Here is an 18,174-nt window from a genome sequence, read left to right on the forward strand (position 1 = left end):
GCAACAACATGGCAGATACATCGAAAGAAGTGGTGCTGAAGGTCGCGGGCATCTCCAAGCGTTTTGGCGGCCTGCAGGCGCTGTCCGACGTGGGCATCACCATCCAGCGCGGCCAGGTCTATGGCCTGATCGGCCCCAACGGCGCGGGCAAGACGACGTTCTTCAACGTCATCACCGGCCTGTACACGCCCGATGCGGGCAGTTTTGAACTGGCGGGCCAGCCCTACGAGCCCCGCGCCGTGCACCTGGTGGCCAAGGCGGGCATTGCGCGCACCTTCCAGAACATCCGGTTGTTCGCCGACATGACGGCGCTGGAGAACGTGATGGTGGGGCGGCACATCCGCACGCATTCCGGGCTCTTCGGGGCCATCTTCCGCACCAAGAGCTTCAAGGAGGAGGAGGCGGCCATCGCCAAGCGCGCGCAGGAGCTGCTGGACTACGTGGGCATCGGCAAGTACGCCGATTTCAAGGCGCGCACGCTGTCGTACGGCGACCAGCGCCGCCTGGAGATCGCGCGCGCCCTGGCCACCGATCCGCAACTGATCGCGCTGGACGAACCCGCCGCCGGCATGAACGCCACCGAGAAGGTGCAACTGCGCGAGCTGATCGACCGCATCCGCAACGACAACCGCACCATCTTGCTCATCGAGCATGACGTGAAGCTGGTGATGGGCCTGTGCGACCGTGTCACGGTGCTGGACTACGGCAAGCAGATTGCCGAGGGAACCCCTGCCGACGTGCAGAAGAACGAAAAAGTGATCGAGGCCTATCTGGGCACCGGCGGGCACTGAAGGACGCAAGACATGGCCGAAAAATCCAACAAAGTTCTATTGCAGGTCAAGGGCCTGAAGGTGGCCTACGGCGGCATCCAGGCCGTCAAGGGGGTGGACTTCGAGGTGCGCGAGGGCGAGCTGGTCACATTGATCGGCTCCAACGGGGCGGGCAAGACCACCACCATGAAGGCCATCACCGGCACACTGGGCATGAACGATGGCGACATCGAGTACCTGGGCCAGAGCATCAAGGGCAAGGGCGCGTGGGACCTGGTCAAGCAGGGGCTGGTGATGGTGCCCGAGGGGCGCGGCGTGTTCGCGCGTATGACCATCACCGAGAACCTGCTCATGGGCGCCTACACGCGCGACGACAAGGCGGGCATTGCCGCCGACATCGAAAAGATGTTCACCATCTTCCCGCGCCTGCGCGAGCGCAAGGACCAGCTGGCGGGCACCATGTCCGGTGGCGAGCAGCAGATGCTGGCCATGGGCCGCGCGCTGATGAGCCAGCCCAAGGTGCTGCTGCTGGATGAGCCCTCCATGGGCCTGTCGCCCATCATGGTGGACAAGATCTTCGAAGTGGTGCGCGACGTGTATGCCCTGGGCGTGACCATCGTGCTGGTGGAGCAGAACGCCAGCCGCGCGCTGGCGATTGCCGACCGCGGCTACGTGATGGAGTCCGGCCTGATCACCATGGCCGGCGGGGGACGGGATCTGCTCAGCGATCCGCGCGTGCGCGCCGCCTACCTGGGTGAGTGAAAGGGCGGCCGCTGGCCGCTGGAACAGGCACCGCTGCGGCGGTGCTTTGTTTTTTATAGCTACCAGCGCTTGATGGATATGCGCTAGAGTGTGATTTGGCTTGTAAAATCCGCCGCGCCATGCACGCCCTGCAATCCCTGCCCATCCCCCTCCAGACCATCCTGCTGCTGGTTGCCAGCAACATCTTCATGACCATGGCCTGGTACGGCCACCTGAAGAACCTGGCCACCGCCCCGTGGTACGTGGCGGCGCTGGTGAGCTGGGGCATCGCCCTGTTCGAATACCTGTTGCAGGTGCCGGCCAACCGCATTGGGCATACGCAGTTCAGCGTGGGGCAGCTCAAGATCATGCAGGAGGTGATCACGCTGACGGTGTTCGTGCCCTTCGCCGTGTTCTACCTGAACGAGCCGCTCAAATGGGACTACCTCTGGGCGGGTCTGTGCCTCGTCGGGGCGGTGTATTTCATCTTCCGCAGCGCGTAGGAGCCGAGCCGCGCAGGCCCTGCCGGGGGGCGCCGGTCTCTGCGCATCCGCTTTGACCTGGTGCGCCGGGCGGCTGTCTGGCGCCGGTTAAACTCGCGGTTTTCGCAGATTTGTCACGTCTTGGTCATCTCTGCGTCACATATACCGCCAGAAGGTTCGATCAGGAGTCGGCATGTTGTTTGGAAAGCTGTTGCCCCGCGAGGGCAATTTTTTCGAGATGTTCAACCAGCATGCAGACCGCATCGTCGAGGCCGCGCGGGCGTTCTCGCAACTGGTGGCGAACTACAGCGACACCCACCTGCGCGACCAGTACAACCAGGACGTGGACAACGCCGAGCGCGCCGCCGACCGCGTGACGCATGAGGTCAACCGCACGCTGCACAAGACCTTCATCACGCCCATCGACCGTGAGCAGATCCACTCGCTGATCAACACCATGGACGACGTGGCCGACCTGATCCAGGACTCGGCCGAGACCATGGCGCTGTACGACATCCACCACATGACGGATGAGATCACCCGCCTGACGGACCTCAGCCTCAAGTGCTGCGAGCGCGTGCAGGACGCGGTGAAGCTGCTGTCGCGCATTGCCGATCCGGCCGTGGCCGAGGCCGCGCTCAAGACCTGCGAGGAAATCGACCGCCTGGAGGGCGACGCCGACCGCGTGCTGCGCAGCGCCATGAGCAAGCTGTTCCGCGAGGAGCCGGACGTGCGCGAGGTCATCAAGCTCAAGGCCATCTACGAGCTGCTGGAGACTATCACCGACCGCTGCGAAGACGTGGCCAACCTCATCGAGGGCATCATCCTCGAGAACTCCTGAGGCGCGGCCGCAGGCCTGCGCTTCGCATCCCTGGCAGGGCTCGCACCCTCATTCCCAGCATGGAAACAGTACAAACCGCCCTGTGGATCGTGGTCGTGCTCGTGGCGCTCGCCATCGTGTTCGACTTCATGAACGGGTTCCACGACGCCGCCAACTCCATTGCCACCGTGGTCTCCACGGGCGTGCTCAAGCCCACGCAGGCCGTGGTCTTCGCGGCCTTCTTCAACTTCGTCGCCATTTTCGTGTTCCACCTGAGCGTGGCGGCTACCATCGGCAAGGGCATCGTGGACCCGAGCGTGGTGGACACCCACGTGATCTTCGGCGCGCTGGTGGGGGCCATCACCTGGAACGTCATCACCTGGTACTACGGCATCCCCAGCAGCTCATCGCATGCACTGATCGGCGGCATCGTGGGCGCGGTGATCGCCAAGACCGGCGCGGGCGCACTGGTGGCCAGCGGCATCTTCAAGACCGTGGCCTTTATCTTCGTGTCGCCCATGCTGGGTTTCCTGCTGGGCTCGTTGATGATGCTGATCGTGGCCTGGGTCTTCCGTCGCACCAGTCCGAACCGCGTGGACAAGTGGTTCCGCCGGCTGCAGCTCGTCTCCGCCGGGGCCTACAGCCTGGGCCACGGCGGCAACGACGCGCAAAAGACCATCGGCATCATCTGGCTGCTGCTGATCGCCACGGGCTACGCCTCGGCGGGCGATGCCTCGCCCCCCATGTGGGTCATCATCTCGTGCTACGCGGCCATCGGCATGGGCACCATGTTCGGCGGCTGGCGCATCGTCAAGACCATGGGCCAGAAAATCACCAAGCTCAAGCCCGTGGGGGGCTTCTGCGCCGAGACCGGCGGCGCGATGACGCTGTTCATCGCCACTGCGCTGGGCATCCCCGTATCCACCACCCACACCATCACGGGCGCGATCGTGGGCGTGGGCTCCACCCAGCGCGCCAGCGCCGTGCGCTGGGGTGTGGCCGGTAACATCGTCTGGGCGTGGATCCTGACCATCCCCGCCAGCGCCTTCGTGGCGGCGATCGCTTATTGGGTGAGCCTGCAGCTCTATTGACCCTGGCAGGGCGGCGGAGCCGGTGGGCGCCAGCTTTGCGCCGCAGTGCGCGGCGCCGCGATCTGCCAGGCTGGAGTGGTTTTGCTATCGTTTGAGTAGCTGCTCGCGCTTGTCCATCAAGCGCTGGATCCTGATTTCATTGTGAAATCTTGCGCGCTTCCTCGATCTGGTATTCAAAGTAGCGCTGGAAGCTGAAGGCAATGCTGGCCATCAGCACGGCCGTGCCTACCAGCAGCGACGTCGCAATGGCAAACACCGTGAACCAGTGCGTCCGCCCCGGCGCGGCATCGGGCGCCGCAGCGGGGTTGAAGCGCGCGTTCCACTGCTCTGGCGTCATCAGACCGTAGAGGATCGCGCGCAGTGCGCAGCCTGCGATCGTGAATCCCAGCAGTGGAATCAGCATCCAGCTCAGCTGATCGTCCTGCCCCCATTGCTGCACGCGCTGGATGCCGTACACGCCGAGGGCCGTGGGGATCGGCAGCAGCCAGCCGATCCAGTCGCCCAGTCCGTACAGGTAAAAGCGGTGCATCCCCAACGGGCCGCCCAGGAACGCCAGCCACGCGGCAACAGTCTTGTTCTTCATGGCCGCGATTATTGGCGCGCCTTCATTCGGGGGCGGTGGTATCGCCCGCGCCCAGGGGCTTTTCCATGAGCACGATGTCGCGCCAGGCGCCGAACTTCCAGCCCACGGAGCGCATCACGCCCACGTCGGTGAAACCTGCGGCCCGGTGCACGCCGATGGAACCCGCATTGGCCGAGTCGCCGATCACCGCCAGGAGTTTGCGCACGCCGGCGGCCTCGGCCTGCATGGCGAGGGCCTCCAGCAGCTGCCGTCCCAGGCCCCGGCCGCGCGCCGCGTCGGCGACATAGATCGAATCCTCGGCCGAGAAACGGTAGGCCGGGCGGGGCTTGAACCAGTTGCAGTAGGCAAAGCCCAGGACCTGGCCTGCTTCTTCGGCCACCAGGTAGGGCAGGCCCTTGGCCAGCACATCCGCGCGCCGCGCCGCCATGTCCTGCGCCGTGGGCGGGTCGATCTCGAAGGTGCCCGTGCCGTGCAGCACATGGTGGGTGTAGATGGCGGTGATGGCGGCGACGTCTTCGTCCCGGCTGGCGCGGATGAGGGGCATCTTTTCTGTGTTGTGGATATAATCGCGGACTTTGCAGCGTGTCGCTGGCCGGGTGGCCAAGTCGCGTGTCTCAAACGCCGCAAAACAGAGCGCAGCCACTGCTGTGTAACCACCCGAAGGATTCATTATGGTCGTGATTCGACTCTCCCGCGGCGGCTCCAAGGGCCGTCCGTTCTTCAACATCGTCGTTGCCGACAAGCGCGTGCGCCGCGACGGCCGCTTCATCGAGCGTCTGGGCTTCTACAACCCTTCCGCCAAGGAAGGCGAAGAAGGCCTGCGCATCGCCCAGGACCGCCTGACGTACTGGAAGGGCGTGGGCGCACAACCCTCTCCCACCGTGGACCGTCTGATCAAGCAAGCCGCCCAGAAGGCCGCCTGATCGTTCGCACTCCCGAAAAGGGCGGGCTCCGTTGGTGCAACTGACGGACCCCGCCTTTTTTCTTGGCCTCACCCTCGCATCCCGCCGCCATGCCTCAGCTGCCTGTCCTGGAAACCGCCGAACTGCCCTCCGACGCCGTGGAGGTGGGCCGCATCACCGATGCCTGGGGCGTGAAAGGGTGGTTCAAGGTGCTGCCCTACAGCAGCAACCCCGAGGCCCTGCTCGCCGCCAAGTCCTGGCTGTTGCAACCGGCGGAAAAGGGCACCAAGAGTTTTTTCACCGGCACCGTGCTGCTGCCCATCCGGCAGGCGCGCACGCATTCGGACTCCGTGGTCGCCTGGGCGCAGGGTGTGGACGACCGTGACGCAGCAGAGGCGCTGCGCGGCGCGCGCATCTTCGTGCCCCGCGCCAACTTCCCCGCGGCGGGCGATGACGAGTACTACTGGGTGGACCTGATTGGCCTGCCTGTGGTCAACCGCGAGGGCGTGGCGCTGGGCACCGTGCGCGACCTGCTGCCCACGGGGCCGCAGACCACGCTGGTGCTAGCCTACGAGCACGAAGGCAAGCCGCACGAGCGCATGATTCCCTTTGTGTCGGCCTATGTGGACAAGGTGGATCTGGCTGGGCGCTGCATCACCGTGGACTGGCAACCCGACTATTGAGGCGGTTGCCCGCGTGCCATGCGTTTCGATGTCATCACCCTGTTTCCCGAGCTGTTCGAGCCGTTTCTTGCCAGCGGCGTGACGCGGCGCGCCTACGCGTCGGGCCAGGTAGAGGTGCGGCTGTGGAACCCGCGCGACCATGCGGAGGGCAACTACCGCCGCGTGGATGACCGGCCCTTTGGCGGCGGCCCCGGCATGGTCATGCTGGCCGAGCCGCTGGCGCGCTGCCTGGCCGCCATCCGCGCCGATCGCGCCGAGGGCGAGCAGGCGCGGGCGCCCCTGGTGCTGTTCTCCCCCATTGGCCGCCGGCTGGACCATGCCGCGGTGCAGGACTGGTCCGCCAGCGCGGGTGCCATCTTGCTGTGCGGACGCTACGAGGGCGTGGACCAGCGTTTCATCGACGCCTACGTGGATGCGCAGATCAGCCTGGGCGACTTCGTGCTTTCGGGCGGCGAGATCGCGGCCATGGCGCTGCTGGACGCCGTGGCGCGCCTGCAGCCGGGTGTGTTGCACGACGAGGGCAGCCACCAGCTCGACAGCTTCAATCCCGCGCTGGACGGGCTGCTGGACTGTCCGCACTACACGCGCCCCGAGGAATGGGCCGGCCGCGCCGTTCCCGCGCCGCTGCTGTCCGGCCACCATGCGCAAATCGAGCGCTGGCGGCGCGATCAGCGCCTGCTCATCACCGCGCGCCACCGCCCGGACCTGCTGCAGGCCGCGCGCGAGCGCGGGCAGCTCACGCGCGCGGACGAGGCCCTCTTGGCGCAAAACGCAAGCTTGCTATAATCGCCTGTTCTCGATCCTCTGGCCGGCCGCTGTGGGCCTGAACCATAGCCACAAAGGCGCCAATAGGGGCGCCCTGCCAATCCTGGCGCGGACATGATCGTCGGAAACCAACCATGAACCTGATCCAGATCCTCGAGCAGGAAGAAATCGCCCGCTTGAACAAGACCATTCCCTCGTTCGCGCCTGGCGACACCGTCATCGTGAACGTGAACGTTGTGGAAGGCACCCGCAAGCGCGTGCAGGCCTACGAAGGCGTCGTGATCGCCAAGCGCAACCGTGGCCTGAACAGCGGCTTCACCGTGCGCAAGATCTCCAGCGGCGAAGGCGTGGAGCGCACGTTCCAGACCTACAGCCCGCTGATCGCCAGCATCGAAGTGAAGCGCCGCGGCGACGTGCGCCGCGCCAAGCTGTACTACCTGCGCGAGCGCAGCGGCAAGTCGGCGCGTATCAAGGAAAAGCTGCCTTCGCGCGTCAAGGCAGCTGCAGTGGCCGCATAAATACGGCTGCGCTCACCGCGCGACTCGAAACCGCTACAGTGCGAAAGCCTGTAGCGGTTTTTTCTTTTTTGAACCCCCGTGAGTTCTCATCGTCCTGTCGGCGCGTCCTCTGCGGCGGCCCTGCCTTCGCTGTCCTCGCTGCCTCACTTCGATCCGCGCACCGTGCCGCTCGTAGGGGTGGACGACCATTTACCCGCCGTGCCCCCGCATGAGCAGACGCCGGAGGCACTGCGCCTGCGCTTTGCCGCGCCGCCGCCCTGGACGCCTGAGGTGCAGCGCGAGAAGAAGTTCGCGGAACGCGAGCCCGCGCACGCCGCCGTCCTCGTGCCCATCGTGCTGCGCGATCGGCCCACGGTATTGCTCACCGAGCGCACGGCGCACCTGTCCACGCATTCCGGCCAGGTGGCCTTTCCGGGGGGGCGCACCGATCCCGAGGACCGCGATGCCGCCGCCACCGCGCTGCGCGAGGCGCAGGAGGAGGTGGGCCTGGAGCCCCACTGGGTCGAGGTGCTGGGCAACCTGTCGATGTATGTGACCGGCACCTCGTTCCTCGTCACGCCGGTGGTCGCGCTGGTGCGGCCGGGCTTCGCGCTCCAGCCCAACCCGTACGAGGTGGCCGACGTGTTCGAGGTGCCGCTGGACTTCCTGCTCAACCCCGCGCACCACGAGCGTCACCGGCTGCAGTGGCAAGGCGCGCAGCGCGAATGGTTCGCCATGCCCTACCAGGACGGCGCGACGACGCGCTACATCTGGGGTGCCACGGCTGGCATGCTGCGCAACTTCTACCGCTTCATGATGGCCTGAAGGGGGGCGCCGCAGCGAGGCTGCAGCGCTGTCGCCCGTGGTGTTGGGCCTTGTAACAAGCGCCAGTATGATTGCCGCATGAGTTTCTTTGCCATCCTGTTCGCATTGCTGATCGAGCAGGCGAGACCGCTCGCGCGCAGCAACCCCATCCATGCAGGACTGCGTGCCTGGGCGGTGTCGGTGAACCGCAACTTCGACGCGGGGCAGTCGCACCACGGCTGGGTGGCCTGGGGACTGGCCGTGCTGGTGCCGCCGCTGGTGGTGTTGGCGGTGCACCTGGCGCTGCTGCACTGGCTGGGGTGGCCGTTCGCCCTGGTCTGGAACGTGGCCGTGCTCTACGTCACGCTGGGCTTTCGCCAGTTCAGCCACCATTTCACGGGGATACGCGACGCGCTGGAGGAGGGCGACGCGGCCGATGCGCGGGCGCGTCTGGCGCAGTGGAAGCAGGTGGAGGTGAGCGAGCTGCCACGCAGCGAGATCGTGCGCCACGTGATCGAGTACTCGGTGATTGCGGCGCACCGCCATGTGTTTGGCGTGCTGGCGTGGTTCTCCATTCTTGCGGCGCTGGGGTTGGGCCCGACCGGGGCGGTGCTCTACCGCCTGGCGGAGTTCGTGTCGCGCTACTGGGGCGCGCGTGCGCGTGAGGCGACGCAGCCGCCCAGCGAGTCGCTGCAGCAGGCTGCGGCCCAGGCATGGACGGTGATCGATTGGCTTCCCGCACGGCTGACGGCGTTGTCTTTTGCCGTGGTGGGCAGCTTTGAGGAGGCCATCGAGGGCTGGCGCTTCCACGCACAGCGCTTCCCCAACGACAACGATGGCGTGGTGCTGGCGGCAACCGCCGGGGCCATCAATGTGCGCCTGGGCGGCGAGGCGCTGCGCAGCCGCGCAGGTGCGCAGGTGCAGCCGGGCTTCGAGGTGGACGCCGACATTGGCGACAGCGACAGTACTCCTGGCCGCGAGCCCGAGGTAGGCCACCTGCGCAGCGTGGTGGGGCTGGTGTGGCGCTCGGTCGTGGTATGGATGCTGCTGCTGGCCTTGCTCACCTTCGCGCGGCTGCTGGGATGATGCTCCTTATTTGATAGCTGTTAGCGCTTGCTGGATAAGCGCGATAGCCACTTTTCGCTTCAAACTCAGTAGGGGCTCTCGCTCAACTCCGCGAACAACTCGCCATAGATGCGGTAGCGCTGGGGGCTGATGGCCTGCGCGTCTTGTTCGTCGCGCACCTGGGCCTGCACCGCGCACCCGGGCTCGTGCAGGTGGGTGCAGTTGTAGAAGCGACAACCCTCGGCATGGGCTGCGATGTCGGGCATGTAGCGCGCCAGATCGGTGGGAGCGAGGTGGCGCAATCCAAATTCCTGAAAGCCGGGCGAATCGATGAGCGCCGTAGTGCGCTGCGGGTCGATCCAGTACAGCGTGGTGGTGGTGGTGGTGTGGCGGCCCGAATTGAGGGCCTGCGAGATCTCGCCCGTCTGTGCCGAGGCGCCGGGCACCAGCAGGTTGACCAGCGTGCTCTTGCCGGCGCCCGAGGGGCCCAGCACCAGCGTGGTCTTGCCGGCCAGCAGGTGCATCAGCATGTCGCGGTCCACCGCCCCCGATTCGCTGAGTGACAGCGGCAGCACGCGGTAGTGGTGCTGCGTGTCCTGCTCGCCCCCCATATGGCGGTAGGGCCACAGGCGCTCCCAGGCGCGCGCGAACGGCTCGACCAGGTCGCTCTTGTTGAGCGCGATCAACGGCGTGATGCGCGCCGCTTCCGCGGCGATGAGGGCGCGCGCGAGTTGGCTTTCGGAGAACACAGGCTCGGCCGCGATCAGGATCAGCACCTGGTCCAGGTTGGCGGCGAACGACTTGGTGCGCACCTCGTCTTGGCGGTACAGCAGGTTGCGCCGTTCCAGCACCTTTTCGATGGTGCCCTCGTCGCCATGGCCGCGGCCTTGGCCGGGCGCGGCGGGCTGCCACAGCACGCGGTCGCCCACCACGGCCTGGCTCTTCTTGCCGCGCGGATGGCAGATGCGGCGCTCGCCGCCCGCGCTCTCCACCACGCAATGGCGGCCGTGGCTGGCGACCACCAGGCCTTCAAGGCGCGCAGGGGCTTGGGCCATGGGCTCAGGGTGCGAGCAGTGCATCGATGCGCGTCGCGCAATCGATGTCGGTCGCCGAAATGCCGGCCACATCATGCGTATTCAGGCGCACCACGCAGCGGCCGTAGTGCACCGACAGATCGGGGTGGTGGTCCTGCGCATGGGCAATGAAGGCCACGGCATTCACGAAGGCCATGGTCTCGTGGTAATTGGCGAAGCGGTAGGTCTTCTCGATGGCGACATCGGCGCCGTCGCCGGACAGTTGCCAGCCCGGCAGATCGACCAGTTTTGCTACTATTTCAGTAGCTGTCAGCGCGCGCCTGGTTTGTGTGGACCAGTCTTTCTTGGGGAACATCGAATTCATGGCTGCAAGGCCACGGGCAGACGCGCCAGGCGCTCCGTGGCGGGAGGGTGGGAGTAGTAGAACTTCGCAAACACCGGATCGGGCGTGAGCGTGGAGGCGTTGTCTTCGTAGAGCTTGAGCAGGGCGGACGCCAGGTCGCCGCCGCTGCTCTGGGCCGCGGCGTAGGCATCGGCCTGAAACTCATGGCGCCGCGAGAGCTGCGCCAGTACGGGCGTGACGAACAGCGTGAACACGGGCGCTGCAAGCAGGAACAGCAGCAGCGCCAGCGCGTCGTTGGGCGCGGCGCCGGGCACGCCCGGCAGCATCAGGTTGGGTTGCACGCCCAGGCCCGTGTAGAACCACGTGCGCGTGGACAGCCAGCCCAACAGCGCAAAGCCCGCCAGGCTGATGGCGAACATGCCGACCAGGCGCCGCGTGATGTGCTTGTGCTTGAAGTGGCCGAGTTCGTGCGCGAGCACGGCTTCCACTTCGCCGGGCGACAGCTGTTTGAGCAGCGTGTCGTAGAACACCACGCGCTTGGCCTTGCCCACGCCGGTGAAATAGGCGTTGGCGTGCGCGCTGCGGCGGCTGCCGTCCATCACGAACAGACCCTTGGCTGCGAAGCCGCAGCGCTGCATCAGCGCGGTGACGCGCGCCTTGAGCGATTCGTCCTCCAGCGGCTGGAACTTGTTGAACAGCGGCGCGATGAACAGCGGGAAGACCACCATCAGCAGCAGATTGAAGCCCATCCACGTGCCCCAGGCCCACAGCCACCACAGCGGTCCGGCGGCGCCCATGAGCCACAGGATCAGCGCCGCGATCGGTAGGCCGATCACCGCGCCCAGCAGCGTGGACTTGAGCAGGTCGGCCAGCCACAGGCGCGGGGTCATCTGGTTGAAGCCGAAGCGCTGCTCGATCACGAAGGTCTGGTACAGCGCGACGGGCAGGTCGATGGCACCACCGATGAGCACGAAGCAGGCCAGCAGTGCCAACTGCTGCAGCATGCCACCGCCCAGCCAGGACAGCAGCGCCTGGTTCAGCGCATCCAGCCCACCCAGCAGCGTCCAGCCCAGCACCACGGCGGTAGCCAGCGCCATTTCCAGCAGGCCGAAGCGCGCCTTGGCAATGGTGTAGTCGGCCGCCTTCTGGTGTGCGGCGAGCGGAATGCGGTGGGCGAAGGCCGTGGGCACGGCGCCGCGGTGCTGCGCCACGTGGCGGATCTGGCGTGTGGCCAGCCATAGGCGCAGGGCGAGGCCTGCGAGCAGCAGACCGGCGAACACCAGTGTGGTCAGGTGGGATGGCGAGAGGAGGGAGGCGGAAGGAGGCTGCATCTGCGCGCGAGTTTAGGCCATCGGCGACAATTCCCGGCATGTCTGACACTGCCAACCCTACTGCTCCCGCGCTTGCCAAATCCGACCAGAACCTCGTCTGGCTGGACTGTGAAATGAGCGGCCTCAACCCCGAAACCGAACGCCTGCTGGAGATCGCCGTGGTCGTCACCAGTGCCGACCTCACGCTGCGCGTCGAAGGGCCGGTCTTCGCCATCCACCAGGCGGACGCGGTGCTGGACGGCATGGACGCCTGGAACAAGGGCACGCATGGCCGCAGCGGCCTCATCGACAAGGTGCGGGCCTCCACGATCACCGAGGCCGATGCCGAGCGCGAGCTGCTCGCCTTCCTGTCGCGCTATGTACCCAAGGGCGTGGTGCCGATGTGCGGCAACAGCATTGGGCAGGACCGGCGCTTCCTGGTGAAGTACATGCCCAAGCTGGAGGCGTTCTTCCACTACCGCAATGTGGACGTGAGCACGCTGAAGGAGCTGGCCAAGCGCTGGAAGCCCGAGGCCTACAGCTCGTTCAAGAAGGCGCAGCGCCATACGGCCCTGGCCGATGTGCACGAATCCATCGACGAACTACTGCACTACCGCACGCATCTGCTGGCCGTTTGATCCCCGTTTGCGGGAAAACCCGAATCGTGCGACAATCACAGGCTTGCGTGAAAACGACCCCCAAACCCGACTGAAGGTTTGGCCGCATCGCGCAGCCCTTGCGCATCTCCCTTCTCACAATGGGTTGCGGGCCTTGAACGGTTTCCAGCGTTCCAGTGCCTGCGTCAATGACCCACCCGCCCAGCTCTCACTGCTGGTGCAGGTTTCGTTGGATGGTTGATGTTTTGATGAACCACTGACGAAGCCGCCGCGGGTTGCACCCGCGCGCTTCATACATACGACATGACAGACACCATGCACGTGCAGGGCGAGATCGCGCCTGCCCAATCCCCTATGGCCGCTTCGATTGAGGCGCCTGTTTCTCCTACCACCGCCGCGCCCGCTCTGCCCGCCGGCTTCATCGAACTGGGCCTTGCGCCCGAACTGGTGCAGGCTGTGGCCGACCTCGGCTACACCGAGCCCACGCAGGTGCAGACTCGCGCGATTCCCTTGGCCATGGGCTCGGGCGATGACGCGAGCTTCATCGATCTGATGGTCTCCAGCCAGACTGGCAGCGGCAAGACTGCGGCCTTCCTGCTGCCCGTGCTGCACACGCTGATCCGCCAACAGGCCGAGGCCGAAGTCGCCGAGCGCGCCGCTTTCGAGCGCGCCGCCGCCGAGGCGGCCGCGCGTGGCGAGGCCCCCCCGAAGCGACCCAAGCGCAAGAACCCCACGCAGGCGCGCAACTTCAAGGCGGCGACGCCCGGTGCGCTGGTGCTGTGCCCCACGCGCGAACTGGCGCAACAGGTGGCGCACGATGCCATCGATCTGGTCAAGCACTGCAAGGGCCTGCGCATCGCCAACGTGGTGGGTGGCATGCCCTACCAGTTGCAGATCGCCAAGCTGCAGAATGCCAACCTGGTGGTGGCGACGCCGGGCCGCCTGCTGGACCTGCAGCGTTCGCAGCAGATCAAGCTGGACCAGGTGCAGTTCCTGGTGGTCGACGAGGCCGACCGCATGCTGGACCTGGGCTTCTCCGACGACCTGGCCGAGATCAACCAGCTCACCGCCCAGCGCAAGCAGACCATGATGTTCAGCGCCACCTTCGCGCCGCGCATCCAGCAGCTCGCCATGCGGGTGATGCACGACAACGGCGCGTCGGTGAAGAAGATCCAGATCGACACGCCGCAGGAAAAGCACGCCAACATCAAGCAGATGCTGTACTGGGCCGACAACGCGCAGCACAAGCGCAAGCTGCTGGACCACTGGCTGCGCGATGCTTCCATCGACCAGGCCATCGTGTTCGCCAGCACCCAGGTGGAATGCGATGGTCTGGCCAATGACCTGCAGCAGGAAGGTTTCAGTGCCGTGGCTTTGCACGGCGCACTGAGCCAGGGCCTGCGCAACCGCCGCCTGATGGCGCTGCGCAATGGCCAGGTGCAGATCCTGGTGGCGACCGACGTGGCCGCACGCGGCATCGACGTGCCGACCATCACCCACGTCTTCAACTTCGGCCTGCCCATGAAGGCAGAGGACTACACGCACCGCATCGGCCGTACGGGCCGCGCCGGCCGCGACGGTTTGGCCGTGACCTTTGCCGAGTTCCGCGACCGCCGCAAGATCTTCGACATCGAGGGCTACAGCCGCCAGCAGTTCAAGGCCGAGGTGGTCGCAGGCCTGGAGCCTACCCAGCGCTTCCCGCAAGGCGGCCGCGCAGACTTCGGCGGTCGTGGCGGGCGTGATGGCCACCGTGGCCCGCGCGAGCAGCGCTTTGGCCGCGGCGGCAGCGAGCGCGGCTTTGGTGATCGTGGTGGCTATGGCGACCGTGACCCACGTGGCAGCTTCGGCGACCGTGGCGGCTTCAATGACCGTGGCGGCTTTGCCGACCGCGGCCCGCGCGGCGCAGCCCCCCGTTCCGGCGAGGGCTATGGCGCACCGCGCGGTGGCGATCGTGGCAACAGCTTCGGTGGCCGCCGAGACGGTGAAGGCTATGGCCGCAAGAGCGGGTTTGGCGAAGCCTCCCGGTTTGGCGACGCCGGCCGCCATGGTGGTGGCCGCGGTGACGCTGCAGCACCCCGCGCAGATTTTGGCCGCAAGCCCGCGTTTGCCAAGCCGCAGGGCGCGGGCAAGCCGTTCGTACCCCACGGTGCCGGCAAGCGCCCGGCGCGCAACGACCGCTAAGCCGGCAGCGCGGACCCCATGACAAGCCAGCCCTCTCGTCCAGGGCTGGCTTTTTATTGCGTGCCAACTCCCCGCGAAGCGCACCGGGGCCGCGCAGGAGATCAACAACCCGTTCGTCCGGGCCGGGGCCGTGGACCTCTCGGAGGGCAGGCTGTTGCGGCTTGAGGGGCGAGTTGGTGGGTGCACCGAGCCGGCCCGGCGAGTAGATGCAGAAGCTGCACGACTGCGGCGCCAGGGGCGCCGGTCGCCGCGGCACACGGGGCCGCGCGCCGCTCTCAGCCCACGTGCATGGTGTGGCGGCCGATGTCCGGCCAGCGGTGGTGCAGGTAGATCCAGGACACCAGCCCCACCAGCATCAGCAGCAGTGAGGCCGCCGCCAGCGCCAGGGCCGAATGCATGACCAGCGGCGCCACTACGCCCGCCACCAGGCCGTTGGCCGTGGCGCCCACGAATGCCTGCAGCGACGAGGCCATGCCCCGGCGCTGCGGGTACAGGTCCAGCACCAGCAGCGTGACCACGGGCACCATCAGGGCCCAGCCGAACGAGAAAATGCCGATGGGCCACAGCGCCCACGACACATGCGGCGCCAGCGCCAGGTTGGCGCCCAGGTTGAGCAGCGCCATCGCCAGCATGATCACGAAGCCGTGGCGGATCTGGCGCTTGGGCGGGATGCGACCGGCCAGCCGGCCGCTGGCCCAGGCGCCGCCCATGATGCCGGCGATGTTGATCACGAAGAACCAGAAGAACTCCGTGGGCCCTAGGCCCAGCAGCTCACCCAGGAAGGCCGGGGCCGACAGCACGTACAGGAACATGCCGTTGAACGGCACGCCGCTGGCCAGCGCCAGCAGGATGAAGCGTGGGCTGGTGCCCAATTCCCAATAGCCGCGCAGCAGGTGGCCCATGTGGATCGGCTGGCGCTTGTGCACGGGCAGCGACTCGGGCAGCAGGCGCCAGTTGGCCACCCACAGCAGCACGCCCACGCCCGTCAAAAACCAGAACACGCTGTGCCAGCCCAGGTGCACCGACAGCCAGCCGCCCACGATGGGCGCGATGGCCGGCGCCACGCCGAAGAAAATCGTCACCTGCGCCATGACGCGCTGCGCCTGCGTGGGCGGGAACATGTCGCGGATCACGGCGCGCGACACCACGATGCCCGCGCCGGCCGACAGGCCCTGCAGCGCCCGGAACGCTACCAACTGTCCGATGCTCTGCGACAGTGCGCAGCCCAGGGAAGCGAGCGTGAAAACGGCCAGGCCCCACAGCACCACGGGCCGACGCCCGAAGCTGTCGGACAGGGAGCCATGGAACAACGTCATGAAGGCGAACGCGAACAGGTAGGCCGACAGCGTCTGCTGCATCTGCACCGGTGTGGCCTGCAGCGCGCCCGCGATGGCGGGGAAGGCGGGCAGGTACGTGTCGATGGCGAACGGCCCCACCATGCCCAGCAGAGCCAGCAGGATGGCCAGTGCCCAGCGCGGCGCGCGCCACAGGTGTTCCGCGTCAGAGTGCATGGTGTGGGAAATCGGGGGAGGGCGCGCAACGCAGGCGCCGTGCAAAGCGCCGCATTATCGGCCAACCCCCTCGTCCGCGCCCGCGATGGGTGCGTGTGGAAGCTATGCTATTGATAGCTGTCAGCGCTTGCTGTGCAAGCGCTAGAGGTCTAAAAAGCCTTCAGCCGTACTGGATGAGCCTCAATGGCCGCCGTGCGGCTTGCCATGGCCCATGGCCGGCGCGGCCGTGGCGCTGACGGCGCGCACGGGCGCCTGCAACTCCTGTGTCGTGCGTTGGCCGTCCTTGGCTTCGAAAACCAGCGTCAGGGGCACGGTCGAGCCTTGGGCGACGGGCTGCTTCAGGTCCAGCAGCATGATGTGGTAGCCGCCGGGCTTGAGTTCCACGGCCTGGCCGGCTGGCAGATCCAGCGCGGGCAGCGGGCGCATCTTCATCACGTTGTCCACGAGCTTCATTTCATGGACTTCGGTGACGCCAGCCACCGGGCTGTTGGCGCTGACCAGGCGGGCATCCTGCGCGGCCGTCAGGCGCATGAAGGCGCCGGTGGCCTTCTGTTGCGGCACCGTGGCGCGCACCCAGGCGTCCTGCACGGTGACCTGGGCGTGGGCTGCGCCGGCCACGAGTAGGGCGGCGGTGATGGCGATGCGGGAGACGAGCGATTGGGAGAACATGAAAAATCCTTGAATAAACGATGGGGCAGGCGGTCAGCGCTGCCGTGGTATGCGGGAGAAGGGCGGGTGCACGGTGGCCCGTGCCCGCCGTTTTCAAAACGGTGCGAGGGCGAGTGGCGCCGCAGGCGGGGCGCGCGGCGGGAAAGGCGCGCGGCTGAGCGCCGGTACATGGGTCTGGCGCACCACATCCGCAGATGGGACATGCGGGAGCTGCTGCAGGCCGCGCCACGGGGGTACATCCAGAGCGGGCAGCAGGGGGGGCAGGCACAGGGCGCAGTCCAGCGCATGCGCGGGGTCGGAGGCATCGTTGGTGCCCACCGCGCTGTTGCCGCCGGCGGCAACCCAGCGCTCCTCGCCCGAGGCGGTGCAGACGCGCTCTAAATGGCCTGCCTGCACGAAGGGCGCTGCCGTCGCCACGCCCAGCGACACGGCAAAGCACGCCAACAACAGGCGTGCCAGGTGACGGGCGTTGCGCAGGATGTGCATGTTGGGCGCATTATCGGTGGGTGAGGGCGCTCCGGCCAGCCGCCAGCCACCCGAGTTGCGGCCCTGTGGCCAGGGCGTCAGAACGTGCGCGTGGCGGGCGCAGCGAGTTGACGCAGCTGGTGCGCATTGCACAGGCGCCAGGTACGCCGTTCGCCGTGGATCCAGCCTTTGGCCTGCCACTGGGCGAGCAGGCGGTTCAGCGTCTCGGCGCGGATGCCCAGGCGCGCCGCCAGGTGCCGCTGGCTGGTGGGCAGCTCGACCGGCTCGCCGCCCTCGCTGCACCGCGCCACCAGGTAGGCGGCCAGGCGCTGCTGCGCATTGCTGCTGGTGAGCCAGTCCACCTCGTTCACGCAGTGGTACAGGCGCAGGCTCAGCGATTCCAGCAGCCGCAGCGCCAGCAGCGGGTGGCGCTCGCACGCCGTGCGCAACGCCTGCCGGGGAATGCGCCAGACCCGCGTGGCGCCTTGCGCGCGCGCCGTCATCGGATAGAGCCCGTGCGGCATGAACATGGCCGCCTCGGCCACCCACTGCCCGGGGGTGAAACAGTGCAGCATGCGCTCCTCGCCCGTGGCGTCATAGCGCAGCACTTCCACGGCACCCTGCGCCACCAGCAGGCAGTGGCAGGCGGCTTGGCCTTCGTGGAACAGCGTTTCCCCGTCGGGGTGCGTGCGCGCGAGGGCATGCTGGGCCAGATCCTGCAATGCCGGCGCCGGCAAGCCCTGCAGCAGCGCGTTGGTGCCCAACAGGCTGCTCGCCTCTCTGAAGCCGCTCTGTTGCGCGTCCGCCGCGCCGCCCGGGGTCGCGTTGATAAAAGTCATTT

Annotated in this window: 22 protein-coding genes; 13 read left to right on the top strand and 9 right to left on the bottom strand. The window is 67.0% G+C overall.

Translation table 11 applies throughout. The annotated features are described in order from the left end of the window. Window positions 1-8 precede the first annotated feature (8 nt). The 5 genes from BA022_RS00190 to BA022_RS00210 all read left to right on the top strand — a co-directional run bounded on the left by BA022_RS00190 (window position 9) and on the right by BA022_RS00210 (window position 3,904). Window positions 9-791 (top strand): ABC transporter ATP-binding protein, encoded by a 783-nt coding sequence (locus BA022_RS00190; protein ID WP_011806480.1) that lies wholly within the window; start codon window positions 9-11, stop codon window positions 789-791. A 12-nt stretch (window positions 792-803) separates the two neighbouring features. Beyond that, window positions 804-1,532, top strand: a complete 729-nt coding sequence (locus BA022_RS00195; RefSeq protein ID WP_011806479.1) for an ABC transporter ATP-binding protein — start codon at window positions 804-806, stop codon at window positions 1,530-1,532. Window positions 1,533-1,651: 119 nt separating this feature from the next. Then, window positions 1,652-2,014 (top strand): DMT family protein, encoded by a 363-nt coding sequence (locus BA022_RS00200; RefSeq protein ID WP_011806478.1) that lies wholly within the window; start codon window positions 1,652-1,654, stop codon window positions 2,012-2,014. Between the two features lie 172 nt (window positions 2,015-2,186). Continuing rightward, entirely contained in the window at window positions 2,187-2,834 is a 648-nt protein-coding gene (locus tag BA022_RS00205; RefSeq protein WP_011806477.1) for a DUF47 domain-containing protein, read from the top strand. Between the two features lie 59 nt (window positions 2,835-2,893). Further along, window positions 2,894-3,904, top strand: coding sequence for an inorganic phosphate transporter (locus BA022_RS00210; RefSeq protein WP_011806476.1), 1,011 nt, complete (start codon window positions 2,894-2,896; stop codon window positions 3,902-3,904). Window positions 3,905-4,040: 136 nt separating this feature from the next. Here BA022_RS00210 and BA022_RS00215 read toward each other — a convergent pair whose 3' ends face one another. Both BA022_RS00215 and BA022_RS00220 read right to left on the bottom strand, forming a co-directional pair. Then, entirely contained in the window at window positions 4,041-4,487 is a 447-nt protein-coding gene (locus tag BA022_RS00215; protein ID WP_088886180.1) for an NINE protein, read from the bottom strand. A 22-nt stretch (window positions 4,488-4,509) separates the two neighbouring features. Continuing rightward, window positions 4,510-5,031 (bottom strand): GNAT family N-acetyltransferase, encoded by a 522-nt coding sequence (locus BA022_RS00220; RefSeq protein ID WP_088886181.1) that lies wholly within the window; start codon window positions 5,029-5,031, stop codon window positions 4,510-4,512. Window positions 5,032-5,158: 127 nt separating this feature from the next. Between BA022_RS00220 and rpsP the strand changes: the two genes are divergently transcribed. From rpsP to BA022_RS00250, 6 genes are all read left to right on the top strand, one after another. Further along, window positions 5,159-5,410 carry a 30S ribosomal protein S16 gene (gene rpsP / locus BA022_RS00225; protein ID WP_011806473.1) on the top strand — a complete coding sequence of 84 codons (252 nt, stop codon included), beginning with the start codon at window positions 5,159-5,161 and terminating at the stop codon, window positions 5,408-5,410. 89 nt (window positions 5,411-5,499) lie between these two features. Further along, entirely contained in the window at window positions 5,500-6,072 is a 573-nt protein-coding gene (gene rimM / locus BA022_RS00230) for a ribosome maturation factor RimM (protein ID WP_088886182.1), read from the top strand. Window positions 6,073-6,090: 18 nt separating this feature from the next. Further along, the gene (gene trmD, locus BA022_RS00235) at window positions 6,091-6,858 is read left to right on the top strand and encodes a tRNA (guanosine(37)-N1)-methyltransferase TrmD (protein WP_088886183.1); all 768 of its coding nucleotides are present in this window, start codon (window positions 6,091-6,093) and stop codon (window positions 6,856-6,858) included. Window positions 6,859-6,971: 113 nt separating this feature from the next. Then, entirely contained in the window at window positions 6,972-7,355 is a 384-nt protein-coding gene (rplS, locus tag BA022_RS00240; RefSeq protein WP_011806470.1) for a 50S ribosomal protein L19, read from the top strand. 78 nt (window positions 7,356-7,433) lie between these two features. Then, complete coding sequence (locus tag BA022_RS00245; protein WP_418236103.1) at window positions 7,434-8,159, top strand: CoA pyrophosphatase; 726 nt, start codon at window positions 7,434-7,436, stop codon at window positions 8,157-8,159. A 78-nt stretch (window positions 8,160-8,237) separates the two neighbouring features. Continuing rightward, window positions 8,238-9,224 (top strand): CobD/CbiB family protein, encoded by a 987-nt coding sequence (locus BA022_RS00250; protein ID WP_088886184.1) that lies wholly within the window; start codon window positions 8,238-8,240, stop codon window positions 9,222-9,224. Between the two features lie 65 nt (window positions 9,225-9,289). Here the strand turns inward: BA022_RS00250 and rsgA are convergent, their stop codons facing one another. The 3 genes from rsgA to BA022_RS00265 are packed head-to-tail and all read right to left on the bottom strand — an operon-like array spanning window position 9,290 to window position 11,911. Next, on the bottom strand, window positions 9,290-10,258 hold the full coding sequence (rsgA, locus tag BA022_RS00255; RefSeq protein ID WP_041838880.1) for a ribosome small subunit-dependent GTPase A: 969 nt from the start codon (window positions 10,256-10,258) through the stop codon (window positions 9,290-9,292). Window positions 10,259-10,262: 4 nt separating this feature from the next. After that, on the bottom strand, window positions 10,263-10,601 hold the full coding sequence (locus BA022_RS00260) for a 4a-hydroxytetrahydrobiopterin dehydratase (RefSeq protein ID WP_088886185.1): 339 nt from the start codon (window positions 10,599-10,601) through the stop codon (window positions 10,263-10,265). Continuing rightward, window positions 10,598-11,911: a M48 family metallopeptidase gene (locus BA022_RS00265; RefSeq protein ID WP_011806465.1), complete on the bottom strand. Its 1,314-nt coding sequence runs from the start codon at window positions 11,909-11,911 to the stop codon at window positions 10,598-10,600. The genes BA022_RS00260 and BA022_RS00265 overlap by 4 nt, the downstream gene beginning before the upstream one ends. A gap of 38 nt (window positions 11,912-11,949) precedes the next feature. Here BA022_RS00265 and orn point away from each other — a divergent pair, with 38 nt between their 5' ends. Both orn and BA022_RS00275 read left to right on the top strand, forming a co-directional pair. Beyond that, a complete protein-coding gene (gene orn, locus BA022_RS00270) occupies window positions 11,950-12,528 on the top strand; it encodes an oligoribonuclease (protein WP_088886186.1) in 579 nt (192 codons plus the stop codon). Between the two features lie 282 nt (window positions 12,529-12,810). After that, on the top strand, window positions 12,811-14,688 hold the full coding sequence (locus BA022_RS00275; protein WP_088886187.1) for a DEAD/DEAH box helicase: 1,878 nt from the start codon (window positions 12,811-12,813) through the stop codon (window positions 14,686-14,688). Between the two features lie 275 nt (window positions 14,689-14,963). Here the strand turns inward: BA022_RS00275 and BA022_RS00280 are convergent, their stop codons facing one another. The 4 genes from BA022_RS00280 to BA022_RS00295 form a co-directional block, all read right to left on the bottom strand. Further along, on the bottom strand, window positions 14,964-16,199 hold the full coding sequence (locus BA022_RS00280) for a multidrug effflux MFS transporter (RefSeq protein WP_088886188.1): 1,236 nt from the start codon (window positions 16,197-16,199) through the stop codon (window positions 14,964-14,966). Window positions 16,200-16,379: 180 nt separating this feature from the next. After that, window positions 16,380-16,868, bottom strand: coding sequence for a copper chaperone PCu(A)C (locus BA022_RS00285; protein ID WP_088886189.1), 489 nt, complete (start codon window positions 16,866-16,868; stop codon window positions 16,380-16,382). Between the two features lie 93 nt (window positions 16,869-16,961). Beyond that, on the bottom strand, window positions 16,962-17,354 hold the full coding sequence (locus BA022_RS00290; protein ID WP_088886190.1) for a DUF2946 family protein: 393 nt from the start codon (window positions 17,352-17,354) through the stop codon (window positions 16,962-16,964). A gap of 77 nt (window positions 17,355-17,431) precedes the next feature. Further along, window positions 17,432-18,172, bottom strand: a complete 741-nt coding sequence (locus BA022_RS00295) for a Crp/Fnr family transcriptional regulator (protein ID WP_228403667.1) — start codon at window positions 18,170-18,172, stop codon at window positions 17,432-17,434. Window positions 18,173-18,174: the final 2 nt, after the last annotated feature.

It is taken from the genome of Diaphorobacter nitroreducens (assembly GCF_002214645.1).
Taxonomy (GTDB): Bacteria; Pseudomonadota; Gammaproteobacteria; order Burkholderiales; family Burkholderiaceae_C; genus Diaphorobacter; species Diaphorobacter nitroreducens.

Bases quoted from the DNA above. Each gene is read 5' to 3' on its own strand.
- BA022_RS00190 (WP_011806480.1), top strand. From the start codon at position 9: ATGGCAGATACATCGAAAGAAGTGGTGCTGAAGGTCGCGGGCATCTCC.
- BA022_RS00195 (WP_011806479.1), top strand. From the start codon at position 804: ATGGCCGAAAAATCCAACAAAGTTCTATTGCAGGTCAAGGGCCTGAAG.
- BA022_RS00200 (WP_011806478.1), top strand. From the start codon at position 1,652: ATGCACGCCCTGCAATCCCTGCCCATCCCCCTCCAGACCATCCTGCTG.
- BA022_RS00205 (WP_011806477.1), top strand. From the start codon at position 2,187: ATGTTGTTTGGAAAGCTGTTGCCCCGCGAGGGCAATTTTTTCGAGATG.
- BA022_RS00210 (WP_011806476.1), top strand. From the start codon at position 2,894: ATGGAAACAGTACAAACCGCCCTGTGGATCGTGGTCGTGCTCGTGGCG.
- BA022_RS00215 (WP_088886180.1), bottom strand. From the start codon at position 4,487: ATGAAGAACAAGACTGTTGCCGCGTGGCTGGCGTTCCTGGGCGGCCCG.
- BA022_RS00220 (WP_088886181.1), bottom strand. From the start codon at position 5,031: ATGCCCCTCATCCGCGCCAGCCGGGACGAAGACGTCGCCGCCATCACC.
- rpsP (WP_011806473.1), top strand. From the start codon at position 5,159: ATGGTCGTGATTCGACTCTCCCGCGGCGGCTCCAAGGGCCGTCCGTTC.
- rimM (WP_088886182.1), top strand. From the start codon at position 5,500: ATGCCTCAGCTGCCTGTCCTGGAAACCGCCGAACTGCCCTCCGACGCC.
- trmD (WP_088886183.1), top strand. From the start codon at position 6,091: ATGCGTTTCGATGTCATCACCCTGTTTCCCGAGCTGTTCGAGCCGTTT.
- rplS (WP_011806470.1), top strand. From the start codon at position 6,972: ATGAACCTGATCCAGATCCTCGAGCAGGAAGAAATCGCCCGCTTGAAC.
- BA022_RS00250 (WP_088886184.1), top strand. From the start codon at position 8,238: ATGAGTTTCTTTGCCATCCTGTTCGCATTGCTGATCGAGCAGGCGAGA.
- rsgA (WP_041838880.1), bottom strand. From the start codon at position 10,258: ATGGCCCAAGCCCCTGCGCGCCTTGAAGGCCTGGTGGTCGCCAGCCAC.
- BA022_RS00260 (WP_088886185.1), bottom strand. From the start codon at position 10,601: ATGAATTCGATGTTCCCCAAGAAAGACTGGTCCACACAAACCAGGCGC.
- BA022_RS00265 (WP_011806465.1), bottom strand. From the start codon at position 11,911: ATGCAGCCTCCTTCCGCCTCCCTCCTCTCGCCATCCCACCTGACCACA.
- orn (WP_088886186.1), top strand. From the start codon at position 11,950: ATGTCTGACACTGCCAACCCTACTGCTCCCGCGCTTGCCAAATCCGAC.
- BA022_RS00275 (WP_088886187.1), top strand. From the start codon at position 12,811: ATGACAGACACCATGCACGTGCAGGGCGAGATCGCGCCTGCCCAATCC.
- BA022_RS00280 (WP_088886188.1), bottom strand. From the start codon at position 16,199: ATGCACTCTGACGCGGAACACCTGTGGCGCGCGCCGCGCTGGGCACTG.
- BA022_RS00285 (WP_088886189.1), bottom strand. From the start codon at position 16,868: ATGTTCTCCCAATCGCTCGTCTCCCGCATCGCCATCACCGCCGCCCTA.
- BA022_RS00290 (WP_088886190.1), bottom strand. From the start codon at position 17,354: ATGCACATCCTGCGCAACGCCCGTCACCTGGCACGCCTGTTGTTGGCG.
- BA022_RS00295 (WP_228403667.1), bottom strand. From the start codon at position 18,172: ATGACTTTTATCAACGCGACCCCGGGCGGCGCGGCGGACGCGCAACAG.